The organism is Burkholderia cepacia ATCC 25416, assembly GCF_001411495.1.
Classification (GTDB): Bacteria; Pseudomonadota; Gammaproteobacteria; order Burkholderiales; family Burkholderiaceae; genus Burkholderia; species Burkholderia cepacia.
In genome coordinates this window covers 977212-992681 of record NZ_CP012981.1, presented here as the reverse complement: position 1 = coordinate 992681, position 15470 = coordinate 977212, and the positions used below count along the sequence as shown (strand labels likewise).

Here is a 15470-nt window from a genome sequence, read left to right as displayed (position 1 = left end):
ATCCTACGGCACGCAATAAAAAGGTGCAACCAAATTGCGAGCTGGGTTGCACCCTTGGGTTAGTCAATATAATCAGCCACTTATGAGGTTGCAACCTAGGAGTTGCCCGTGGTCGGGGGATCGGTGTTTTCCCTGAGCAGGCCGGTTTGGCATGCGTGCGCAACCTTCCCCGCGCGTGGCGGCGGACGAAAACGGGTTGCACTGGGGTGGCGGCGGAGGGGATGGCCGGGGGTGGCCGTGCCGCAAAAGACGGTTCGGGGCTGCCCGACGGCCCGGGCGTCGACGCAGCGGCGCGTGGCGCGTGGCGCGTGGTGTGCGGTGTGCGGTGTGCGGTGTGCGGTGTGCGGCGCTCGGCACGACGGCCGCATGGCGCGCCGCTCAGATATCCAGCGGATCGACCTCGACGCTCCACCGCAGCACGCCCTTCAGCGCGCGCAACTCCGGCTGCCATGCGCGCAGCGCATGCTGCAGCGCCGCCCGCGACGCGCTTTCGAGCAGCAACTGCGCGCGGTGGACGTTCGCGACCTTGACGATCGTCATCGGCACCGCGTCGTAGACGGTCACGCGATCGGCGCCCGGCAGCCCCGGCAACGCGGCCGCGGCTTGCAGCAGGAACGCGAGCGCCGCGTCGAGCGTGCGCCCCTCGGCGCGCAGCAGCGCCTGGTAGACGAACGGCGGCAGGTGCGCGTCGCGGCGCTCGCCGAGCGTCGAATTCGCGAAGCCGACGTAGTCCTGCCGCCCGAGCGCGTGATACAGCGCGTGACGCGGGTAGCGCGTCTGCACGAGCACCTCGCCCGGCAGCCCCGCGCGCCCCGCGCGGCCGCTCACCTGCATCAGTTGCGCGAACAGCCGTTCGCTCGCGCGGAAGTCATGCGAGAACAGCGCCGTGTCGGCATTGAGCACACCGACGAGCGACACGCGCTGGAAGTCGTGCCCCTTCGCGATCATCTGCGTGCCGACGAGGATATCGACCTCGCCCGCGTGCACGTCGGAAAAGAGCGCCTGCGCACTGCCCTTGCGGCGCGTGCTGTCCGCGTCGATCCGCAGCACGCGCGCGCCCGGCACGGCCTCGGCGAGCGCCTCCTCGATGCGTTGCGTGCCGCGCCCGAGCGGCGCGATGTCGACGTTCCCGCACTCGGGGCACGATCGCGGAATGCGGGCTTCCCAGCCGCAGTGATGGCAGCGCAGCGCATGCTCGGGCTTGTGCAGCACGACGTACGCGCTGCAGCGCGGGCAGCCTGCGACCCAGCCGCATGCGTCGCACGCGAGCTGCGGCGCGTAACCGCGCCGGTTCAGGAACACGAGGCTCTGCTCGCCGCGCTCGAGCCGCGCCTTCAGCGCCGCGACGAGCGGCCCCGACAGCCCGCCCATCGACGCGCGGCCGCGCCGCCGCTCCTCTTCGAGGTCGATCAGCCGCACGGTCGGCAGCGTCGCGTCGGCCACCGCGCGGCGCGACAGCGTGAGTCGCGTGTAGCGGCCCTGCTCCGCCTGCCACCAGCTTTCGAGCGACGGCGTGGCCGAGCCGAGCACGACCGTGATGCCGAGCTGCTTCGCGCGCCACACGGCGAGATCGCGTGCCGAATAGCGCAGCCCTTCCTGCTGCTTGTACGCGGGCTCGTGCTCCTCGTCGACGACGATCAGCGCGAGCGCCGGCATCGACGCGAGCACCGCGAGGCGTGTGCCGAGCACGATCCGCGCACGCCCCGTATGCGCGGCGAGCCAGTTGCGCGCCCGCTCGCCCTCGGCGAGCCCGCTGTGCAGCGTGACGATCGCGTCGTCGGCGAGCGCACCCGCGAAGCGCGCGCGAAACGCGGCCTCGAACTGCGGCGTCAGGTTGATTTCCGGGACGAGCACGAGCGCCTGCGCGTCCGGCCGGGCGTCGAGCAGCGACGCGAGCGCGTGCAGATAGACCTCGGTCTTGCCGCTGCCCGTCACGCCGTGCAGCAGGAACGGCGCAAAGCCCTGCGCGGCGCGGATCGCGTCGAGCGCCTCGGCCTGCTGGTCCGTGAGCGCCGGCGGCACAGTTCGTCCACCGGCTGCCAACAGGTTATCCACAGCTTTGGGCACAGGCGCATCGGCCCAGCCGATCTCCTCGACGTCGACCCAGCCGCGCGCCGCCCAGTCGTCGAGCGTCGCGGCCGCCTTCGGATGCAGCGCGCGCGCATCGGGCAGCGCGAGCGAGCCGGTGTCGACCAGCGCCTGCGCGAGCCGCCGCAGCGCGGCCCCGCGTGCGGGCAACGCATCGGGCAGCGCCGCGCGGCCGGCCTCCGTCGGCCGGTAGCGCACCTCGGGCGCAAGCAGCCGCCCCCAGCGCCCCGCATCGCGCAGCGCCTGCGGCAGCGCCGGCAGCGCGACCTCGCCGCGCCCGCGCTGGTAGTAATCGGCGGCGAACGACACGAGCGCGAGCCAGTCCGGCGACAACGGCGGCAGGTCGGTGCAGATCGCGTCGACCGCGCGCAGCCGGGACGGCGGCACGTCGGTGTGAGTCGTCACTTCGCAGACGAGCCCGACCGCCTGCCGCTTGCCGAACGGCACCTGCACGAGCGTGCCCGGCACGGGCGCCGGTTGCGCGTCGCAGCGATAGTCGAACAGGGTGGCGAGCGGATGGTCGAGCGCGACGCGCAGGTAGGTGCCGCTCATCGCGGCGCTCCGGCTGCGGCATGCACCGCATCGAGACGGGCGGCCGGCATCCGCGCCCGCATCGTGGCGGCGGACTTAAAGTAAAACGTCAGATTCGGCGCTAAGTTTTGGATTCGCATTAGGAATCGCCGTATACCCTGCCCAGCCTGTGGATAACTTTGTTGAGAACTCGCCGCTCACGGGCCGCAACGCACGCGGGGCCGCGCTTTCCGCTGATTTTCGCCGTTTGTGGCGGTCCCCCGCGGAGCCTTATTCCATAAGGCTGCTATTCAAATTACCGAACCATAGCGAGGCAATTTGACCGACACAGGGCTCTACCGCGCTGCAACGAGGAAAATGTGTATAAGTCAAGTCTTGACAAGCACTGAATCGGCAACCGGTGCGGGGTTGCGCCCTGTTTAGCGCCGAAAACGAAACGCTGTCATCCCGCAGTGCAGCATGACAGCGCTTGCGTTCAGCCGGCGGCTCCGCTACGGATCGCGCGGCTGTGGTTATGCACCTCGTCGACGAGTTCAGCGACGTGATCGGGCGACGTGAATTGCGAAATACCGTGCCCGAGGTTGAATACATGGCCCGGATGGTTGCCGTAGCTGTCGAGCACCGCGCGCGCCTGCTCGCGCACCGCGGCGGGCGGCGCAAACAGGATCGTCGGGTCGAGGTTGCCCTGCAGCGCGACTCGCCCCGCGACGCGCTCGCGCGCGGCGCCGAGGTTGACCGTCCAGTCGAGCCCGACCGCGTCGACGCCGGTCGCCGCGATCTCCTCGAGCCACAGCCCGCCGCCCTTCGTGAACGTGATGACCGGCACGCGCTCGCCGTCGTGCTCGCGCTTGAGCTGCGCCACCACGCGACGGATGTAGTCCAGCGAGAAGCGCTGGTACGCGCCGTCCGCCAGCGCGCCGCCCCACGTATCGAAGATCATCACGGCCTGCGCGCCCGCTTCGATCTGCGCGTTCAGGTAGGCCGCCACGGCCTGCGCGTTCACGTCGAGGATCCGGTGCATCAGGTCGGGGCGCGAATACGCCATCGACTTCACCGTGCGGAAATCGTCCGACCCGCCGCCTTCGACCATGTAGCACGCGAGCGTCCACGGGCTGCCCGAAAAGCCGATCAGCGGCACGCGCTGGCGGCCCTGGCCGTCGGTGAGCGCGCGGCGGATCTCGCGCACCGCGCCCGTCACGTAGCCGAGCGTCTCTTCGATGTCCGGCACCGCGAGCCTGGCGACGTCGGCCTCGGTACGCACCGGATGCGCGAACTTCGGCCCTTCGCCGACCTGGAAGTCGAGGCCGAGGCCCATCGCGTCCGGAATCGTCAGGATGTCCGAGAACAGGATCGCGGCGTCGAGCGGAAAGCGCTCGAGCGGCTGCAGCGTCACTTCGGTCGCGTAGTCGGGATTCTTCGCGAGACCGAGGAAGCTGCCGGCGCGCGCGCGCGTCGCGTTGTATTCGGGCAGGTAGCGGCCGGCCTGGCGCATCAGCCAGATCGGCGTGTAGTCGGTCGGCTCGCGCAGAAGCGCACGCAGGAAGGTGTCGTTGAGCAGGGTATGGGCCACGGTAGGAGCGACGGTGCGAAGGCAAAGCGGCATTTTACCGGACAGCCGCCGCAAGGCTGCGCATGCCGGCGCGATGGCGGCCATATGACGCGCGCGATGGCTCCGTTATGATCGGACGCTCATATCGAACGAAACGAAGGAGGAGACCGATGAAACCATTCGCCACGCTCGCCGCCGCCGCGTTGTTTTGCTGCGCCGCCGCGCACGCGCAGACCGCCGCGGGCGCAGCCGCCGCCGCACCGGGCGCCGGCTCGCGGCTCGACGACGTGCTCGCGCGCGGCACGCTGCGCGTCTGCACGACGGGCGACTACAAGCCGTATTCGTACTACCGTGCGGACGGCCGCTTCGAGGGCATCGACATCGACATGGCCGAATCGCTCGCGAAATCGCTCGGCGTGAAGACCGACTACGTGAAGACGAGCTGGCCGAACCTGACCGGCGACTTCGTCGCGAAATGCGACATCGCGGTGGGCGGCGTCTCGACGACGCTCGAGCGCCAGAAGCGCGTGTTCTTCACGCAGCCGTACGTCGTGGACGGCAAGACGCCGATCGTGCGCTGCGCGGACGCCGACAAATACCAGACCGTCGCGCAGATCGACCGGCCGGAAACGCGCGTGATCGTGAACCCGGGCGGCACCAACGAGCGTTTCGCGAAGCAGTATTTCACGCACGCGAACCTCACGGTCTATCCGGACAACGTAACGATCTTCAAGCAAATCCTCGCGGGCAAGGCGGACGTGATGGTGACGGATGCGTCCGAGACGCTGCTGCAGCAAAAGCTGAATCCGGGCCTGTGCTCGGTGCATCCGGACAAGCCGTTCCAGTTCGGCGAGAAGGCGTACATGGTGCCGCGCGGCGACGTTGCGTTCCAGCAGTACGTCGACCAGTGGCTGCATCTCGCGCTGTCGACCGGCGAATACCAGGCGATTTCGGACAAATGGCTGAAGTAAGCGGGTTCGCACGCGGCGGCCCGCAGTGACTTTCGCGGGCACCGACCCCGCGGCCGCCGCCCGCGAAAATCGCTGCACGGCGGCGGCCGAATCGCCGCCGTTACACTTCGACGCAGCTCGCCGGCGCCGGCAAAATCGGCCCGATGCCGGCGAACTGGCCGGACGGTCGACTTCCACGCCGCCCAATCACGTTTCAAAATCTTTCTGACGAATGAATCGTCATGCGCAGCATCTGCCGAACCGCGCATTTTCTCGCGTGTAAATCGGCAATTCGTCGAGCCTGATACGCATGAAAAACGCATCGTGCGCACGCGCTGAAAACGCTGCGGAAAATATGGGTAAAAATGACCTTTTTCGGGCCCTCAAAAACAGCAAAAAATCCCGGAAAGCCTTATCTGGCGGGCGTTACAACCTGAAACACTTTGTTACCGCGAGGGGTCATTAATTCGCCCACAATGGCCTCAACGGTTTCAACACGGATGCGGTCTCGTGTGCCAAGTGTGAGCGGACGCGAAGCGCTGCGAGCCAGTCGGTCACGTACCGAAGCCCTTCCAAGGGGCATCCCTGTTGGAGTCGTTTCCGGCCCCCCGCCGGACTCGGTTTCATCTTTGGTCTCCTCGCGCTAACCCCGTAGCGTGTGGTTTTTAGCGGGCTAATAAGCCCGCTTTTTTTCGTCCATCGAAAACGCAACGGCCCGCAGGCCGCCGCGTTTTTCCAGCGCATTTTCCCTTCTTCATGCCGCGCTAAGCGGTCTTCTGCACGTCGAGCTTCAGCTCCTCGATCATCCGGTCGCGCATCACGAACTTCTGCACCTTGCCCGTCACCGTCATCGGCAGCTCGTCGACGAAGCGGATGTAGCGCGGGATCTTGTAGTGCGCGATCTGCCCGCTGCAGAACGCACGCACGTCGTCCTCGGTCATCTGCTCGTCCGCGCGCAGCACGATCCACGCGCACAGCTCCTCGCCGTACTTCGCATCGGGTACGCCGAATACCTGCGCGCTCTGAATCTTCGGATGCCGAAACAGGAATTCCTCGATCTCGCGCGGATAGACGTTCTCGCCGCCGCGAATCACCATGTCCTTCAACCGGCCGACGATGTTGCAGTAACCGTCCGCATCGAGCGTCGCGAGGTCGCCCGTATGCATCCAGCCGTCCACGAGCACCTCGCGCGTCTTCGTGTCGTCGTCCCAGTAGCCGAGCATCACCGAATAGCCCTTCGTGCACAGCTCGCCCGTCGCGCCGACCGGCACGATATCGCCGCCCGGATCGACGATCTTCACTTCCAGGTGCGGCTGGATGCGGCCGACCGTCGTCGTGCGCTTCTCGAGCGGGTCGTCGGTCGAGCTCTGGAACGACACGGGGCTCGTCTCCGTCATTCCGTACGCGATCGTGATCTCGGACAGGTGCATCTGCGACACGACGCGCTTCATCGTCTCGATCGGGCACGGCGAGCCGGCCATGATCCCGGTGCGCAGCGTCGACAGGTCGAATTGCGCGAACGCCGGATGATCGAGCTCCGCGATGAACATCGTCGGCACGCCGTGCAGCGCGGTGCAACGCTCGTCGGCCACCGCCGCGAGCGTCGCGACCGGGTCGAATGCTTCGCCCGGGAACACCATCGCCGCCCCCTTCGACACGCACGCGAGCACCGCGAGCACCATCCCGAAGCAGTGATACAGCGGCACCGGGATGCACAGCGTGTCCTGTTCGGTGAAGCGCATCGCGGTCGCGATCGAGCGGCCGTTGTTGACGACGTTGCGATGCGTGAGCGTCGCGCCCTTCGGGCTGCCCGTCGTGCCGCTCGTGAACTGGATGTTGATCGGCTCATGGGCCGCGAGCGTCGCGCCGATCGCATCGAGCAGCGCGGGATCGACGGCCTGGCGGCCGCGCGCCATCACGTCCGCGAAGCGGAACATGCCGGCCGGCGCGACGTCGCCCATCGACACGACCGTGCGCAGGCTCGGCACGCGCGCCGCATGCAGGTCGCCCGGCGTCGCGGTCGCGAGTTCCGGCGCGATGGTCTGCAGCATCTCGACGTATGCGGACGTCTTGAAGCGCTCGGCGGCGATCACGGCTTTACAGCCGACCTTGTTCAGCGCGTATTCGAGTTCCGCGAGCCGGTAGGCCGGATTGATGTTGACGAGCACCGCGCCGATCCGCGCGGTCGCGAACTGCGTGAGCAGCCATTCGCTGCGGTTCGGCGACCAGATGCCGACGCGATCGCCCTTCACGATGCCGAGCGAGGCCAGCCCGGCCGCCAGCACGTCGACCTCGTTCGCGAACTCGCGCCAGGTCCAGCGCACCTGCTGCTCGCGGAACACGACGGCCGGCCGATCGGGAAAGCGGCCTGCCGTGTCGAGCAGGAACCGGCCGATCGTCGCTTCGGAGAGCGGCACGTCGGTCGTGCCGCGCACGTACGACAATCCGTTTTCGGGCGCGATCAGCGCCCCCACGCCAAGGTCTGCTGCCATGAATGTCTCCGTCCGTTTTTTGTCTGACCGGCCCGACATGCGGCTCACGCGTGTCTGCTCCGCCGCCGTCGCGACGGATAGCCTCTCCGGGATGATGCCGTGCGCGGCTGACGACACTCTGACATCGAATTACTGCGGACGGGTGAAATAGCACGACCGGACGGTATGATCCGACCCGTAAAAACAGACAAAAACGACGGGCGAAAAAAAAGCAGCCCGAAGGCTGCTTTCTTTCGCGGGATACGCGGCGCGGCTCAGTGCCGGCTGCGGATCTTCGCCAGACGCTGGATCGCTTCGAGCTGCGCCATCGCGGTCGCGAGCTCGGATTGCGCCTTCGCGAGGTCGAGATCCGACTTCGCGTTCTGCAGCGTTTCCTCAGCACGCTTGCGTGCTTCCTCGGCTTTCGCCGCGTCGAGGTCCTTGCCGCGGATCGCGGTGTCGGCGAGCACCGTCACGGCACCCGGCTGCACTTCGAGAATGCCGCCCGCGACGAACACGAATTCGTCGTTGCCGCCCTCGACTTCGATGCGCACCGCACCCGGACGAATCCGCGTGATCAGCGGCGTGTGACCCGGCAGAATGCCCAGCTCACCCGTTTCGCCCGGCAGCGCGACGAATTTCGCCTCGCCCGAGAAGATCTGCTCTTCCGCGCTGACGACGTCTACTTTGATGGTTGCCATATCGACTCCTGTCGATCGGAACGAGCGCTTCAGCGCCTGCTCCGATCCCATGCACGGCGGGTTGAGCGTATTACGTGAGCGCCTGTCCGCGAACGGATACCATCAAGGTATCCCTCACGGACGTAGCGGCGCCCGCTGCGTTACGCCTGACCCTTACGAGATCTTCTTGGCCTTTTCGAAGGCTTCGTCGATCGTGCCGACCATGTAGAACGCCTGTTCCGGCAGGTGGTCGCACTCGCCGTCGACGATCATCTTGAAGCCACGGATCGTTTCCTTCAGCGGCACGTACTTGCCCGGCGAGCCCGTGAACACTTCAGCGACGTGGAACGGCTGCGACAGGAAACGCTGGATCTTACGCGCGCGTGCGACCGACAGCTTGTCTTCCGGCGACAGTTCGTCCATGCCCAGAATCGCGATGATGTCGCGCAGTTCCTTGTAGCGCTGCAGCGTCTGCTGAACACGACGGGTGATCGAGTAGTGCTCTTCACCGATCACGTTCGGGTCGATCTGGCGCGACGTCGAGTCGAGCGGGTCGACCGCCGGGTAGATACCCAGCGAAGCGATGTCACGCGACAGAACGACGGTTGCGTCCAGGTGGCCGAAGGTCGTAGCCGGCGACGGGTCGGTCAAGTCGTCCGCAGGGACGTACACGGCCTGGACCGACGTAATCGAGCCCTTCTTGGTCGACGTGATGCGCTCTTGCAGCTTGCCCATTTCTTCAGCCAGCGTCGGCTGATAGCCCACTGCCGACGGCATACGGCCGAGCAGTGCCGACACTTCGGTACCGGCCAGCGTGAAACGGTAGATGTTGTCGACGAAGAACAGCACGTCGAGGCCTTCGTCACGGAAGTGCTCGGCCATCGTCAGGCCGGTCAGCGCGACGCGCAGACGGTTGCCCGGCGGCTCGTTCATCTGGCCGTACACCAGCGCGACCTTGTCGAGAACGTTCGAGTCCTTCATTTCGTGGTAGAAGTCGTTCCCTTCACGGGTACGCTCGCCCACGCCCGCGAACACGGAGTAACCGCCGTGCTCCTTCGCGATGTTGTTGATGAGCTCCATCATGTTGACGGTCTTGCCCACGCCAGCACCGCCGAACAGGCCAACCTTGCCGCCCTTTGCGAACGGGCAGATCAGGTCGATAACCTTGATACCCGTTTCGAGCAGTTCGGTCGACGGCGACAGTTCGTCGAACGCCGGAGCCTTCTGGTGGATCGAGCGCGTCGTTTCGCTCACGATCGGGCCAGCCTCGTCGATCGGACGGCCGAGCACGTCCATGATCCGGCCGAGGGTCGGCTTGCCGACCGGCACCGAGATCGGATTTGCCGTGTTCTTCACGGTCAGACCGCGGCGCAGGCCGTCGGATGCACCCAGACAAATGGTACGGACCACGCCGTCGCCCAGCTGTTGCTGGACTTCGAGCGTCAGTTCCGAGCCATCGAGAATGAGCGCGTCGTAGATCTTCGGCATGCTGTCGCGCGGGAATTCCACGTCGATAACGGCGCCGATGCACTGTACGATCTTGCCTTCTACCAAAGCAGCAGTACTCATCGCTTTTCCTTTAAATACCTGATTCTTTACTCGCGCAAAGGCGCAGTTGTCGTCCGTGGCGCGCGCTTAAACAGCGGCTGCGCCGCCGACGATCTCCGACAGTTCTTTCGTGATCGCGGCCTGGCGGCTCTTGTTGTACACGAGCTGCAGTTCGCTGATCACCGTCTTCGCGTTGTCGGACGCGGCCTTCATCGCGACCATGCGCGCCGATTGCTCGGACGCCATGTTTTCCGCGACGGCCTGGTACACCAGCGCCTCGACGTAACGCACGAGCAGTTCGTCGACGACTGCCTGCGCGTCCGGCTCGTAGATGTAGTCCCACGACGTGGCCGGCGTACCATCATCGGCTTCGAAGTGTTCCGACGACAGCGGCAGCAACTGCTCGATCACGGCTTCCTGCTTCATCGTGTTGACGAAGCGCGTGTAAGCGATATAAACCGCCGACAGCTTGCCTTCCGAGTACAGATCGAGCTGCGTCTTCACGGCGCCGATCAGCTTGTCCAGATGCGGGGTGTCGCCGAGGTGCACGACCTGCGACATCACCTTCGCGCCGAAGCGATTCAGGAACCCGAGGCCCTTGCTACCGATCGCGGTGGCTTCGACCTTCTGGCCCTTCTCTTCCAGCTCCTTGAACTTCTGAACCGTCGCACGCAGCACGTTGGTGTTCAAACCGCCGCACAGACCCTTGTCCGTCGTGACGAGAATGATGCCGGCCGTGTTCGCGCCTTCGTTCGCCACCATGAACGGGTGACGGTACTCCGGGTTCGCGCGGCTCATGTGCGCGGCGATGGCACGGACCTTGTCCGCATACGGACGAGCGGCGCGCATGCGTTCCTGCGCGCGACGCATCTTCGATGCGGCCACCATCTCCATCGCCTTCGTGATCTTGCGCGTGTTCTGCACGCTCTTGATCTTGCCGCGAATTTCCTTCATTCCAGCCATAGCTTGCTCCTTGACCGAAGCGGCGCGGGCGCGTCAGCACCCGCGCGGCCTCAGTGTGTCACTCGCGGATCAATAGGCACCGGACTTCTTGAAGGATTCGATCGCCGAGCGCAGTGCGCCTTCGTCGTCCTTCGAGAGATCCTTGGTGTCTTCGATGCGCTTGATGAGGTCAGCGTGGCTGGTCTTCAGGCTTTCGCGCAGGCCCTTCTCGAACGGCAGCACTTGCTTCACGTCGAGGTCGTCGAGGTAGCCGTTGTTCGCGGCGTACAGCGACACGGCCAGTTCCCACACCTGCAGCGGCTGGTACTGCGGCTGCTTCAGCAGTTCCGTCACGCGGCGGCCGCGCTCGAGCTGCTTGCGGGTCGCTTCGTCGAGGTCCGATGCGAACTGCGCGAATGCGGCCAGTTCACGGTACTGCGCGAGGTCGGTACGGATACCGCCCGACAGCTTCTTCACGACCTTCGTCTGAGCGGCGCCACCGACTCGCGACACCGACACGCCGGCGTTGATTGCCGGGCGGATGCCTGCGTTGAACAGGTCGGTTTCCAGGAAGATCTGGCCGTCGGTAATCGAGATCACGTTCGTCGGAACGAACGCGGTCACGTCGCCTGCCTGCGTTTCGATGACCGGCAGTGCCGTCAGCGAACCGCTCTTGCCCTTCACTTCGCCGTTCGTGAACTTCTCGACGTACTCTTCCGACACGCGAGCCGCACGCTCCAGCAGACGCGAGTGCAGATAGAACACGTCGCCCGGGTACGCTTCACGGCCCGGCGGGCGGCGCAGCAGCAGCGAGATCTGACGGTATGCCCAAGCCTGCTTGGTCAAGTCGTCATAAATGATCAGCGCGTCCTGGCCGCGGTCGCGGAAGTATTCGCCCATCGTGCAGCCGGCGTACGGTGCCAGGTACTGCATGGCGGCGGAATCCGATGCCGTGGCGGCGACGACGATCGTGTATTCCATCGCGCCCGTTTCTTCGAGCTTGCGAACCACGTTCATGATCGACGAAGCCTTCTGGCCGATCGCGACGTAGATACAGATCAGGTCCTTGCCCTTCTGGTTGATGATCGCGTCGAGCGCCACCGCGGTCTTGCCGCACTGACGGTCGCCGATGATCAGCTCACGCTGGCCACGGCCGATCGGCACCATCGCGTCGATCGACTTGATGCCCGTCTGCACCGGCTGCGACACCGACTTACGCCAGATCACGCCCGGGGCGATCTTTTCGATCGCATCGGTCAGCTTCGCGTTGACCGGGCCCTTGCCGTCGATCGGGTTGCCGAGCGCATCGACCACGCGGCCGACGAGTTCCGGGCCAACCGGGACTTCGAGAATGCGGCCCGTCGTCTTGACGATGTCGCCTTCCGAGATGTGTTCGTATTCGCCGAGAATCACCGCGCCGACCGAGTCGCGCTCGAGGTTCAGCGCGAGGCCGAACGTGTTGCCCGGAAACTCGAGCATTTCGCCCTGCATCACGTCCGACAGGCCGTGGATACGCACGATACCGTCGGTCACGGAGATCACGGTGCCCTGGTTGCGAACGTCTGCGCTCGCTTCAAGGCCCTGGATCCGGCTCTTGATCAGCTCGCTGATCTCAGAGGGATTGAGTTGCATTATTCGCTCCTGATAGTCAATTCTGTTGCGTGCCGGCGTGGCGCTCAGGCGGTCAAGGCAGCCTGCATCGATGCGAGGCGCGCGCGAACCGAGGTGTCGAGCACTTCGTCGCCGACCGTCACGCGCACGCCGCCGATCAGCGACGAATCGACTTCGACCGTCGGTTTCAGCTTGCGCTTGAACTTGCGTTCGAGGCCCGAGACGAGACTGTCGAGATCCGCGCCGTTCAGCGGGAACGCGCTCACGATCTCGGCGTCGGCGGCACCTTCACGTTCGTTCTTGAGCGCCTCGAACTGCTCGGCAATTTCCGGCAGCAGCGCGATGCGATGATTGTCGACCAGCATCTGCACGAAGTTCTTCGCTTCGGCGCCGGCCACGAGCGGCGACTTCGCAGCAGCAAGCAGCAACTCGGCTACTTGCGTGCGCGTCACCTTCGGGCTCGACGCGACCGACAGCACTTCCGGCAGACGCGCAACCTGGGCCAGCTCTTGCACGAGCGTGGACCAGGCGGCGATGTCACCGCCCTCGGCCACGCGGAACAGCGCTTCTGCGTAAGGGCGGGCGATGGTTGCAAGTTCGGCCATGATCAGAGCTCGGCTTTCAGTTGATTCAGCAGTTGGGCGTGGGCCGTTTGATCGACTTCGCGCTTCAGGATCTGCTCGGCGCCCTTCACGGCCAGCGTAGCGACTTCGCCACGCAGCGCTTCGCGCGCCTTCACGATTTGCTGTTCTGCTTCCGCCTTCGCCTGGGCGACGATGCGGGCGGCTTCAGCCTGGGCGTTGGCCTTGATTTCCTCGGCGACCGCCTGGGCACGCTTTTCAGCGTCGGCGATGCGCTGCTGGCCGTCATTGCGGGCCTGCGCGAGTTCCTGGTCCACGCGCTTGTGCGCTGCGTCGAGTTCTGCCTTGCCCTTCTCGGCGGCGGCGAGGCCGTCGGCGATCTTCTTCGAACGTTCGTCGAGGGCGTTGATCAACGGCGGCCACACGAACTTCATCGTGAACCACGCGAGGACCAGGAACACGACCATTTGCGCAAACAGAGTTGCGTTGAGATTCACGGTGTTTCCTTATCTGCTATTCCGGAAAAATGAAACGGTAAGGCGCTCATCGAGTTGCATTCGATCAGCGCCCCAAGTCTCCGTTCCGCCCTGCGCCGGCTCACGCCGGACGCATATTTCCGAGGAACCTTAGCCTGCGACGAGCTTCGACAGGAGCGGGTTCGCGAACGCGAACAGCATTGCAACACCCACGCCGATCAGGAATGCCGCGTCGATCAGACCAGCCAGCAGGAACATCTTCGTTTGCAGCGGGTTGATGAGTTCCGGCTGACGTGCGCAGGCTTCGATGTACTTACCACCCATCAGCGCGATACCGATACAGGCGCCGATTGCACCCAGGCCGATGATGATGCCGATACCGATGGCGGTCAGACCCTGGATGTTGGCGATGTAAGCTTGCATGATCACTCCTTTGTGAAAAGACTTGGAACTGAGATTTAAAAAACTAAAACGGAAACTCTTTTTTGCACGCCGCGCTTAGTGCTTGTCGTGCGCCTGGCCGAGATACACCAGCGTCAGCATCATGAAAATGAATGCCTGCAACAGAACAATCAGGATGTGGAAGATTGCCCAGACGCTGCCCGCGATCACGTGGCCAACGAAGCCGAGGAACGTTGCGTCGCCACCGAAGCTCCACATGCTGCCGAGCAGGGCGATCAACAGGAACAACAGCTCACCCGCGTACATGTTGCCGAACAGCCGCATACCGAGGGAGACGGTCTTGGCGAGATATTCGACGATGTTGAGCGCGAGGTTAGGGATCCACAGCAGCGGGTGGGCGCCGAACGGTGCCGACAGCAGCTCATGCACAAAGCCGCCCGCGCCCTTGATCTTGATGCTGTAGTAGATCATCAGGACGAACACGCCGAGCGCGATGCCGAGCGTGCCGTTCAGGTCGGCCGTCGGGACGATGCGATGGTGGGAAATCACGTCCGACAGACCGAGCAGGCCGATCACGCGGCCCGGCAGGTCGACCGGGAGGAAGTCGAGGGAGTTCATCAGCGCGACCCACACGAACACCGTGAGCGCGAGCGGAGCGATGAAGGTACGATTGCCGTGAACGATGGCCTTCGATTGGTCTTCGACCATCTCGACGAGCATCTCGATCGCGCACTGGAAACGGCCCGGCACGCCCGACGTCGCCTTGCGGGCAGCCAGACGCAGCAGGACGATCGTCACGATGCCGCAAACGATCGACCAGAACAGCGTGTCGAGATTCCAGACGTGGATGTCGAAAATCGACGTCTGATGCGAGGTGGAGAAATTCTGCAAGTGGTGCGCAATGTACTCGGACGGATCCGGACCGCGCGTGCCTTCGCTAGCTGCCATATCGTTAATGCCACCCAAATTGTCGAAAATCGTTTTGCCAGTTCCGCAACACGCTATTGCGGGAACGGGCCGGCGCGGTTCGTTGTCGAAACCGCACGCTGCTTGTTCCTTACCGCCAGGCCAGTGCGATCCAGTACGTCTTCAGCACGACGAGGTACGTGACGAGGAACGGCACCCAGTGCACGCCGGCCCAGCCGAACGCCACTGCAGTGAACATCCCGATCGTCAGAGCGAGCTTCAGGGCTTCGCCCATCACCCAGCTCATCACGGTGGCCGAACCACCTGCCTTCAGTCGTGCCACGAATACCGCACTTGGCACCCAGCCGATCGCTCCGCCCAGAAACGCGGATTGCGCAGCGGCGCCCGGCGACTTCGAAAACAGCCACCACGCCAGCGTTGCAACCAGGGACAGAACCACTTGCGCGAATACCACCTTATAGGGGGTCACGCGCGAGGGCTTGCTCACGTTCGGGCCGAACAGCTTTTCGGCTTCTGCCCGCGTGAGCGGAACGATGTTGTTATCTTGCTGCTCGGCGTCCCAGTCATCGTCGGATTCGCGCCGCTCGCCGGCCGCCGAAGCGGTGCGTTGCGTGCGCTGATCATCGTGCCTGTCGTCCGGCGCCTGACCCGCCATCGCAATCTTCCGCAAAATCCTTGAACCCGGCCCCAAGCTTTCTGAAAGCTTTCAGGGGT

At 64.9% G+C, this 15470-nt stretch carries 13 protein-coding genes; 1 reads left to right on the top strand and 12 read right to left on the bottom strand.

Annotation, left to right across the window (positions count from 1 at the left end; translation table 11 throughout):
* Nucleotides 1-378: 378 nt before the first annotated feature.
* Both APZ15_RS04485 and hemE read right to left on the bottom strand, forming a co-directional pair.
* On the bottom strand, nt 379-2640 hold the full coding sequence (locus tag APZ15_RS04485) for a primosomal protein N' (protein ID WP_027788705.1): 2262 nt from the start codon (nt 2638-2640) through the stop codon (nt 379-381).
* 454 nt (nt 2641-3094) lie between these two features.
* On the bottom strand, nt 3095-4189 hold the full coding sequence (gene hemE / locus APZ15_RS04480; RefSeq protein WP_034195829.1) for a uroporphyrinogen decarboxylase: 1095 nt from the start codon (nt 4187-4189) through the stop codon (nt 3095-3097).
* Nucleotides 4190-4338: 149 nt separating this feature from the next.
* On the opposite strand from hemE, the gene APZ15_RS04475 reads away from it, so the two are divergent.
* Nucleotides 4339-5139 (top strand): transporter substrate-binding domain-containing protein, encoded by an 801-nt coding sequence (locus tag APZ15_RS04475; RefSeq protein ID WP_027788707.1) that lies wholly within the window; start codon nt 4339-4341, stop codon nt 5137-5139.
* 743 nt (nt 5140-5882) lie between these two features.
* Here the strand turns inward: APZ15_RS04475 and APZ15_RS04470 are convergent.
* From APZ15_RS04470 to APZ15_RS04425, 10 genes are all read right to left on the bottom strand, one after another.
* The gene (locus tag APZ15_RS04470) at nt 5883-7610 is read right to left on the bottom strand and encodes an AMP-binding protein (protein ID WP_027788708.1); all 1728 of its coding nucleotides are present in this window, start codon (nt 7608-7610) and stop codon (nt 5883-5885) included.
* Between the two features lie 254 nt (nt 7611-7864).
* Complete coding sequence (locus APZ15_RS04465) at nt 7865-8290, bottom strand: F0F1 ATP synthase subunit epsilon (RefSeq protein ID WP_006477288.1); 426 nt, start codon at nt 8288-8290, stop codon at nt 7865-7867.
* 153 nt (nt 8291-8443) lie between these two features.
* Nucleotides 8444-9838 (bottom strand): F0F1 ATP synthase subunit beta, encoded by a 1395-nt coding sequence (gene atpD / locus APZ15_RS04460; protein ID WP_027788709.1) that lies wholly within the window; start codon nt 9836-9838, stop codon nt 8444-8446.
* Nucleotides 9839-9904: 66 nt separating this feature from the next.
* Nucleotides 9905-10780: a F0F1 ATP synthase subunit gamma gene (gene atpG / locus APZ15_RS04455; RefSeq protein WP_021160445.1), complete on the bottom strand. Its 876-nt coding sequence runs from the start codon at nt 10778-10780 to the stop codon at nt 9905-9907.
* Nucleotides 10781-10849: 69 nt separating this feature from the next.
* Entirely contained in the window at nt 10850-12391 is a 1542-nt protein-coding gene (gene atpA / locus APZ15_RS04450) for a F0F1 ATP synthase subunit alpha (protein WP_027788710.1), read from the bottom strand.
* A 44-nt stretch (nt 12392-12435) separates the two neighbouring features.
* On the bottom strand, nt 12436-12975 hold the full coding sequence (locus APZ15_RS04445) for a F0F1 ATP synthase subunit delta (protein WP_027788711.1): 540 nt from the start codon (nt 12973-12975) through the stop codon (nt 12436-12438).
* Nucleotides 12976-12977: 2 nt separating this feature from the next.
* Nucleotides 12978-13448, bottom strand: a complete 471-nt coding sequence (locus APZ15_RS04440; RefSeq protein ID WP_021160443.1) for a F0F1 ATP synthase subunit B — start codon at nt 13446-13448, stop codon at nt 12978-12980.
* 129 nt (nt 13449-13577) lie between these two features.
* Nucleotides 13578-13850, bottom strand: coding sequence for a F0F1 ATP synthase subunit C (atpE, locus tag APZ15_RS04435; RefSeq protein ID WP_021160442.1), 273 nt, complete (start codon nt 13848-13850; stop codon nt 13578-13580).
* Nucleotides 13851-13925: 75 nt separating this feature from the next.
* A complete protein-coding gene (gene atpB / locus APZ15_RS04430) occupies nt 13926-14777 on the bottom strand; it encodes a F0F1 ATP synthase subunit A (protein ID WP_012492242.1) in 852 nt (283 codons plus the stop codon).
* A gap of 109 nt (nt 14778-14886) precedes the next feature.
* Complete coding sequence (locus tag APZ15_RS04425; protein ID WP_021160441.1) at nt 14887-15411, bottom strand: ATP synthase subunit I; 525 nt, start codon at nt 15409-15411, stop codon at nt 14887-14889.
* Nucleotides 15412-15470 lie beyond the last annotated feature (59 nt).

Coding starts and splice junctions, on each gene's coding strand:
- APZ15_RS04485 (WP_027788705.1), bottom strand. CDS start 2,640: ATGAGCGGCACCTACCTGCGCGTCGCGCTCGACCATCCGCTCGCCACC.
- APZ15_RS04475 (WP_027788707.1), top strand. CDS start 4,339: ATGAAACCATTCGCCACGCTCGCCGCCGCCGCGTTGTTTTGCTGCGCC.
- APZ15_RS04470 (WP_027788708.1), bottom strand. CDS start 7,610: ATGGCAGCAGACCTTGGCGTGGGGGCGCTGATCGCGCCCGAAAACGGA.
- APZ15_RS04465 (WP_006477288.1), bottom strand. CDS start 8,290: ATGGCAACCATCAAAGTAGACGTCGTCAGCGCGGAAGAGCAGATCTTC.
- atpD (WP_027788709.1), bottom strand. CDS start 9,838: ATGAGTACTGCTGCTTTGGTAGAAGGCAAGATCGTACAGTGCATCGGC.
- atpG (WP_021160445.1), bottom strand. CDS start 10,780: ATGGCTGGAATGAAGGAAATTCGCGGCAAGATCAAGAGCGTGCAGAAC.
- atpA (WP_027788710.1), bottom strand. CDS start 12,391: ATGCAACTCAATCCCTCTGAGATCAGCGAGCTGATCAAGAGCCGGATC.
- APZ15_RS04445 (WP_027788711.1), bottom strand. CDS start 12,975: ATGGCCGAACTTGCAACCATCGCCCGCCCTTACGCAGAAGCGCTGTTC.
- atpE (WP_021160442.1), bottom strand. CDS start 13,850: ATGCAAGCTTACATCGCCAACATCCAGGGTCTGACCGCCATCGGTATC.
- atpB (WP_012492242.1), bottom strand. CDS start 14,777: ATGGCAGCTAGCGAAGGCACGCGCGGTCCGGATCCGTCCGAGTACATT.
- APZ15_RS04425 (WP_021160441.1), bottom strand. CDS start 15,411: ATGGCGGGTCAGGCGCCGGACGACAGGCACGATGATCAGCGCACGCAA.